Annotated in this window: 1 protein-coding gene; it reads right to left on the bottom strand. The window is 68.5% G+C overall.

Features of this window, described 5'->3' with window-relative positions; all coding sequences use genetic code 11:
* Positions 1-279: glycosyltransferase (locus K3A85_RS17945; protein ID WP_225207874.1), on the bottom strand; the 279-nt coding region annotated here is incomplete at both ends.

The raw sequence follows: 279 nt of genomic DNA, 5'->3' as shown, positions 1-279 counted from the left end.
CTCGAGCGTGACGTTGCCGAAGGTTTCGGTGATCGAGGGGTTGAACAGCACGTCCATGCTGGCGACAGCGCGGCCGAGGTCGGCGCCGCCTTGGAAGCCGGCGAAGACCGCCCGGGGCAGGCGCTCGGTGAACCAGTCGCGCGCGGGGCCTTCGCCCACCACCAGCACCTTGTGAGCGATGCCGCGGCGCTCGAGCTGGTCGATCGTGTCGGAAAAGACGTCGAGCCCCTTTTCCATGACCAGCCGGCCGAGGAAGCCGATCACCACGTCGTCGTCGCC

Source organism: Novosphingobium huizhouense, from assembly GCF_020179475.1.
GTDB classification, from domain to species: Bacteria; Pseudomonadota; Alphaproteobacteria; order Sphingomonadales; family Sphingomonadaceae; genus Novosphingobium; species Novosphingobium huizhouense.
This window is presented reverse-complemented; position numbering and strand designations above follow the sequence as displayed.